Origin of the sequence: Corallococcus aberystwythensis (assembly GCF_003612165.1) — a bacterium.
GTDB lineage: Bacteria > Myxococcota > Myxococcia > Myxococcales > Myxococcaceae > Corallococcus > Corallococcus aberystwythensis.
In genome coordinates, this window is record NZ_RAWK01000409.1 from 1 (window position 1) to 6,197 (window position 6,197).

Here is a 6,197-nt window from a genome sequence, read left to right on the forward strand (position 1 = left end):
CGACACCCCCGCCGAAGCGGCCGCGCCCCAGGGCTTCCTCACCCTGGTCACCGAACCCTCCGCCCGCGTGTCCCTGGGCGGCCGTTCCCTGGGCGAAACCCCGCTCACCAAGGTCGCCCTCCCGGTGGGCAGGCACACCCTGAAGCTCATGGACGGCACCGGCCGCCCCTTGAAGCTCCTGGTGGAGATCAAACCCGACGACACCACCTCCGTCCGGGTCCCCCTGGAGCTGCTGGCCAATCCCTGAACCAGTCCGGCTGTCGGACCGGTTCCGCCGCCTCCATGCAATCACCCGCCGGCGTCCGGCGTACCCCGAGCATTCCGCCGGGACGTGCTCCTACGTCCTCGCGCCACGCCCGGAGCCGCCCATGAGGATGCCCTCGCTGTCCCTGCTCGCCGCCTGCTGCCTCGCCACCACCGCCTGCACCGCCCACGCGGAGGACGCGGCGAAGCCCTCCCAGGGTTCGGGCGAGACGCGCCAGGTGAAGGACTTCCACGGTGTCTCCGTGGGTCACGGCATGCACGCGGAGGTGAAGGTGGGCCCCAAGTCCGTGCGCCTGGAGGGCTCCTCCGAGAACCTCTCCCGCATCCAACTGGAGGTCGAGGACGGCATCCTCACCACGCGCGTGGAGCGCAAGGGCTGGAGCAGCCTCAACGGCCGGGTGAAGATCATCGTGTCCTCGCCCCAGATCGACCACGTGGAGGTCAGCGGCGGCGGCCACATGACCGCGGACGTCACCGCGTCCGACGAATTCGACGCCGAGGCCAGCGGCGGCGCGGTGCTCACCGTGCGCGGCGTGGACGCCAAGAAGGTGGACGCCGAGGCCAGCGGCGGCGCCGAAATCACCATGAGCGGCCGCGCGCGGGAACTGGATGCCGAGGTCAGCGGCGGCTCGCAGCTCCACGCCCAGCAGCTCCAGGGCGTCAGCACCCTGGAGGTGGAGGCCAGCGGCGGCGCCATCGTGGAGGCCAACGCCTCCGATAGCGTCACGGGCGACGCGTCCGGCGGCAGCATCGTCCGCCTGTCGAAGCGGCCCCAGAACGCCGACCTGGACGTCAGCGGCGGCTCACGCCTGGACACGTCGAACTAACGGCCGCACCGGGAAAGGTTACCCGGGCCCCGGGAGTGACCCGGGGCCCGGACAGGCCCCCCACGAGGCATCAGAGACGCCGCACACCGGACCTCCAAGGTCATCCGGGCGACCGTCGTCCTTCCACGTCAAAACCGACCGCACAGGTGTGCTGCCGGACAGGCACGTGGGCCTCATGGACGCGCTCGAGTGACCGAACGCTTCGCAGTCCCCAAGATATTGGAAGTCCGTCCCAATCCCAAACACCCTCTGTGTCTTTCGCCACGAGACTCGCAGGGGATTCCGCGTCATGGCCGCCTGCCGTCCCTGACGCACGGTGGGGGCAGACGCACCGCGCTCACACGGTGCGTCGTTGGAACGCAGCAGGTCGGGTTCATCCAGCGATGATGGAAAACTCCGCGTGAATCGGACTCCGTGAGCAACCGGCTCAGCGGGCCGGGGGGAAGCGGTCCGCGTTCTGCCGCTCCACCATCCAGCCGGGGTACTCGGGGGGCAGCTTGGAGACGGCGTCCAGCTTCGCCAGCTGCTCGGGGTTGAGGCGGAGTTCGGTCGCGGCCAGGTTGTCGTCCAGCTGGGCCTGCGTCTTGGCGCCCAGGATGACGGTGGTGACGTGCGGCTGGTGCAGCAGCCACGCGAGCGCCACGCGCGCCACGCTGGTGCCCGTCTCCTTCGCGACGGCGTCCATCACGTCGATGGCGTTGTACGCGCGCTCGCGGTCCACGGGCGGGAAGTCGAAGGTGGTGCGGCGGGCGCCCTCGGGGCCTTCCGCGCCGCGGCGGTACTTGCCGGACAGGAAGCCGCCCGCGAGCGGGCTCCACACCATCAGGCCCACCTGCTGGTCCTTCATCAGCGGCACCAGCTCGCGCTCCAGGTCGCGGCCGGCGATGGAGTAGTACGCCTGGAGCGATTCGAAGCGGGACAGGCCGCGGTGGTCGCTCAGGCCCAGCGCCTTCATCAGCTGCCACGCGGCCAGGTTGGACGCGCCCAGGTAGCGCACCTTGCCCTCGCGCACGAGGTCATCCAGCGCGCGCAGCGTCTCCTCCAGCGGGGTGGCCACGTCGTAGCCGTGGATCTGCAGGAGGTCGATGTGGTCCGTGCCCAGGCGCTTCAAGCTCGCGTGCACGGAGTCGTAGATGTGGTAGCGCGACAGGCCCGTCTCGTTCTGGCCGGGGCCCATGCGGCCGCGCACCTTGGTGGCCAGCACCACCTGTGAGCGCTTCGCCGCGAGCGCCTTGCCGAGCAGCTCCTCCGACTGCCCGTACGAATACACGTTCGCGGTGTCGAAGAAGTTGATGCCCGCGTCCAGGCACCGGCCCACCAGCGCGTCAGCCTCCGCCTGGCCCTGCTGCCCGATGTTCTTCCAGTAGCCCTCGCCACCGAAGGTCATGGCGCCGAAACACAGTTCAGAGACAAACAGGCCGGTGCGGCCCAGCGGACGGTAATGCATGTGCGTGTCACCTTGGGTGGAAGTGAAGGCGGCCCCTCTTAACGCCCGGTGCGCGGTCCCGCAGCAGGAAGGCACGCGATGACGGACGCGCTCCGCTTCGTGGGCTGGGACCTGACGGACCCCTTCGCCCGCGCCCCCCGCCCCGTGGACGAAGCCACCGTGGACGGGGACGGCCGCGTGCGCTTCTCCCAGCGCGTGTGGCCCAAGGCCAACGCGCGGCACGGGCTGGACCCGCATGCGCTCGCGGAGGCCTTCGCCATCCAGCCCGGAGACGTGGTGGTGGTGGACGGGCCGCAGGCGCTGGCGAACCCCGGCGCGCGGGTGCGGGACGCGGAGCGGAAGCTGCGCGCCCCGGGCCGCACTCCGGACGTGCTGCCCGTGCCCGGTGCGCCCTTCTCGGGCTTCGTGCGCGGAAGCGTCCTGCTGTTCGCCGCGCTGCGAGCCCATTCCCAAAAGGTGCCGATGCTGGACCTGGACACACCCACGCTGCCCCAAGCGCGCCTCTTCGAGGCCTTCCCCGGCGCCACCTGGCGCACGCTGGCTGTGGAGAAGTTGGGGGCAAAGGCCTCGCCCGAAGGACGCGCCCGGAGGCAGGCCCTGCTGGAGTCCGCCGGCCTGCGCTTCATGGGCACGGGAACGTGCACGCACGACCAGCTGGATGCCGCGCTCTGCGCCTGGCTGGGATGGCTCACACGCACGAGGCCCGGGGACGTCACCGCGGTGGGCCTGCCCCTCACCGAGGACGCGGATGGAACATTACGAGAGGGGCGCATCCTGGACCTGGACCCGGGTGTTCAAGCCGCGCCGCGCCAGCGCTGACCACCGGTGGACAATAATCAGCTATTGCTTATTTTACTTGTTAAGCTGTTTTAATCCCTCTCAACTCCAACTGGAGAGGGACACCCATGCGTGGAACGTCGTGGAAGGCCGTGACGGTGGTGGTGGGTCTGGTGGGCGCGCCGGTGCTGGCGGAGGACGCGACGCCGCATCTGCCGTACGGCGTGCCGGTGCCGGAGGGGCAGGAATTGACGGCGGTGCCGGAGCCCTTCGACGAGAAGGTGCACGGCCGGGCGCTTCCCAACACCCAGCCGCAGGCGAACGAGGTGTTGAAGGGCGCGGCGGCGCGGCTGCCGGAGCGCTCCAGCCGTCCCCGTCCTCGCGACCCCATCCCGGACATCTTCCCGGGCTCCGGGGACCGGGGCTTCTGGGTGAACCAGGGCCAGGGCATCTTCGCGGCCAACGACGCGCAGACGGACCTGGTCATCCCGGACAACGCCATCGGGACGACCATCTATGCGCCCACGCACATGCCGGCGGGCAACGTGTGCGTGGAGACGGTGACGGCGCACTGGCGCTATTCGGGCATGGCGACGACGGCGCACGCGCACGGCTTCTGGGACCACTGCGGCTTCGACGGCGCCACGGGCTGGCAGACCTTCGAGAACATGGATGCGACGTGGAAGGGCAAGTACGTGCGCGTGCTGGACGGCGAGGAGCGCTACTTCACGGAGGCCTACAAGGACGGCAGCGGCTGCGCGCACGGGCTGCTCTACAACTTCACGCAAGGCCTGTGGGAGGAGAAGCTGACGCCCATCTGCGGCAACTCCGGCTTCGCCACGGGCTGGACGATGTGGGAATCGCACTACCTGATGGACGTGGCGCAGCGCTGCCCCGCGTTCCCGCGCGTGCGCGCCTCCGGCATCCAGGTCTACACCGTGAGCGCGTGGCCCGCGCTCACCGCCAGCAACAGCAGCCAGCTGGGGCCCTACGGCCTGTGCTGGAACGCCGGCACGTACAACCTCCAGGTGTCCGTGCCCAACAGCGACTGGACCGCGCTGACGCCGTGATGCACGTCGCGAGGACTCAGCGCCCCTCGTGATGGTCGTGCCCTGGCCCGCCGAACGTTCCGGGCCAGGGTTCCTCCGCGGGCTTCAGGCCGGGGATGGGGAAGCGCCGGAAGCGCGCCTGGCTGTACGCGTACGGCGGATCGCACTCGCCGCACGACGTCGCCCCGTCCATCATCACCACGCTGTCCGGCCCCAGCTCCAGGAACTGCGCGGGCGTGGCCGCGTTGGACACCTGGCACTGGAACACCTGGCTGCCGTCCTTCGCGCTCACCGCGAACAGCACCGGCCCCCGCGCATCCATGCCCGTGCCCAGCACCACCGTCTCCGGCGGCTGACCGGGCCACGTCGTCCAGCGGGCCAGGCGCACCTCCGGCGCCACCGGCCCCGGCCACCCCTGGAACGCGTGCGTCCAGGACGGCGTGAGCTCCGGCAGCGCGTAGCCCTCCAGCGTCCAGGCGCCCGCGGTGTCGTCCTCGGAGGGTGACGGAATGACGTGCGCGGACGTCGCCAGCGCGCGGCCCAGCCTCCGGGGGAAGGTCTGTGAACCCACCGGCTGTCCGTCCCGCGTGCCCAGCGCCTGCGTGGAGCGTTCGTTGAGCAGGAGCCCGTTCACGATGGCGAGCTCCCCCGCCGCGAAGGCCTCCGTCTTGCGCCAGCGCGGCACCCCGTCCTGGGAGAACGCCATCAACAGCGTGGGCGCCCCCGGATACAGCGGCGCCCCCACGTTCTGCGTCTGGCCGAACGCCACGTACAGGTCGCCCGCCGCGTCGGACGCCACGCCGTACGGGTGCGGGTGGTTGCACTCCGCGAGCAGCGGATCCTGCAACGCCTGCGCGGACACCATCCGGCCAAAGGCATCCAGCACCACCAGGAAGTACTGCCGGCACAGCGTGTCGCGGGACGTGCCCGCCGGGTACGCCTCGAAGAGGGCCGCCAGCCGGTCCGGCTGCATCACCCCCAGCCGCGCCATGAACACCGTCGTCAGCCCCTGCGTGAAGTCCGGCCGCGCCGTCGTCAGGTCGAACGTCCACCGCGGTGCTCCCGTCACCCGGTCCAACAGCGACACCTGCCCGGACAGCGGCAGGTCCATGCACAACAGCCGGTCGTTCCACAGCATGCACCGGCGCCCGGACGTGCTCGCGCGCACCGGCACCGGGCCCGCCGCGTCCAGCAGCGGCGGCACGAAGAAGCCCACCAGCGTCACGTCCCCCGTGGGCCCCACCAGCAGGTCGTGCAGCGCCTCGCCGTTGGAGTACGCGTCGTAGGTCCAGTCCGGCACCACCGCCGTCGCGGCGGGGCGCTCGCACACGGAGCCCCTGCACTTCCCCGGTCCCTGGCAGGGGCTGGCCGGCGCGCAGGTGAAGTTGTCCGGCGGGTCGCGGCGCTGGCACGTCCCGTCCAGGCATACGTCCGCCGCGTCACAGCCGCGCTCCGGGCCGCAGAAGGTGCCGTCCGGCGCCTTCGCCAGCGTGCACCCCACCTTCGGGTCGCACGCGCCCACCTGGCACCTGCCGTCCCCAGGACACGGCGGCGCCGGCACCGCCGTGCAGCCGTCCAGCGGGTTGCACACGTCCGTGGTGCACGCGTTGCCGTCGTCGCAGACGCGCTCCGTCCCCCGGCACCGCCCCGCCGTGCACATGGCGCCCTGGATGCACGCGTTGCCCGGGTCGCACGCCGTGCCGTCCGGCTCCTCGGTCTCCACGCACGTCTCCGTGGCCAGGTCGAACGTGGCCGCGTGGCACGCCACCGGCGTGGGGCAGTCCGGGACGGGGTTCGCCTCGCCGCGCAGCTCCACCCGCACCTCCCCTCCCC

6 protein-coding genes are annotated in these 6,197 nt (G+C 71.3%); 4 read left to right on the forward strand and 2 right to left on the reverse strand.

The window, feature by feature from the left end; all coding sequences use genetic code 11:
* Both D7W81_RS39040 and D7W81_RS39045 read left to right on the forward strand, forming a co-directional pair.
* A partial coding sequence (locus D7W81_RS39040) for a PEGA domain-containing protein (protein WP_120560425.1) occupies positions 1-247 on the forward strand: 247 nt, incomplete at its 5' end.
* A 121-nt stretch (positions 248-368) separates the two neighbouring features.
* On the forward strand, positions 369-1,091 hold the full coding sequence (locus D7W81_RS39045) for a head GIN domain-containing protein (RefSeq protein WP_120560426.1): 723 nt from the start codon (positions 369-371) through the stop codon (positions 1,089-1,091).
* Positions 1,092-1,518: 427 nt separating this feature from the next.
* On the opposite strand, the gene D7W81_RS39050 is transcribed toward D7W81_RS39045, so the two are convergent.
* Positions 1,519-2,538: an aldo/keto reductase gene (locus tag D7W81_RS39050; RefSeq protein ID WP_120560427.1), complete on the reverse strand. Its 1,020-nt coding sequence runs from the start codon at positions 2,536-2,538 to the stop codon at positions 1,519-1,521.
* Between the two features lie 78 nt (positions 2,539-2,616).
* Here D7W81_RS39050 and D7W81_RS39055 point away from each other — a divergent pair, with 78 nt between their 5' ends.
* Together D7W81_RS39055 and D7W81_RS42620 are read left to right on the forward strand one after the other, a co-directional pair.
* Positions 2,617-3,357 carry a DUF429 domain-containing protein gene (locus tag D7W81_RS39055; RefSeq protein WP_120560428.1) on the forward strand — a complete coding sequence of 247 codons (741 nt, stop codon included), beginning with the start codon at positions 2,617-2,619 and terminating at the stop codon, positions 3,355-3,357.
* A gap of 86 nt (positions 3,358-3,443) precedes the next feature.
* A complete protein-coding gene (locus D7W81_RS42620; protein WP_158621775.1) occupies positions 3,444-4,385 on the forward strand; it encodes a hypothetical protein in 942 nt (313 codons plus the stop codon).
* 16 nt (positions 4,386-4,401) lie between these two features.
* Here D7W81_RS42620 and D7W81_RS39065 read toward each other — a convergent pair.
* The coding region (locus D7W81_RS39065; RefSeq protein ID WP_120560429.1) for a tenascin-X at positions 4,402-6,197 on the reverse strand (1,796 nt) is incomplete at its 5' end.

Bases quoted from the DNA above. Each gene is read 5' to 3' on its own strand.
- D7W81_RS39045 (WP_120560426.1), top strand. From the start codon at position 369: ATGAGGATGCCCTCGCTGTCCCTGCTCGCCGCCTGCTGCCTCGCCACC.
- D7W81_RS42620 (WP_158621775.1), top strand. From the start codon at position 3,444: ATGCGTGGAACGTCGTGGAAGGCCGTGACGGTGGTGGTGGGTCTGGTG.
- D7W81_RS39050 (WP_120560427.1), bottom strand. From the start codon at position 2,538: ATGCATTACCGTCCGCTGGGCCGCACCGGCCTGTTTGTCTCTGAACTG.
- D7W81_RS39055 (WP_120560428.1), top strand. From the start codon at position 2,617: ATGACGGACGCGCTCCGCTTCGTGGGCTGGGACCTGACGGACCCCTTC.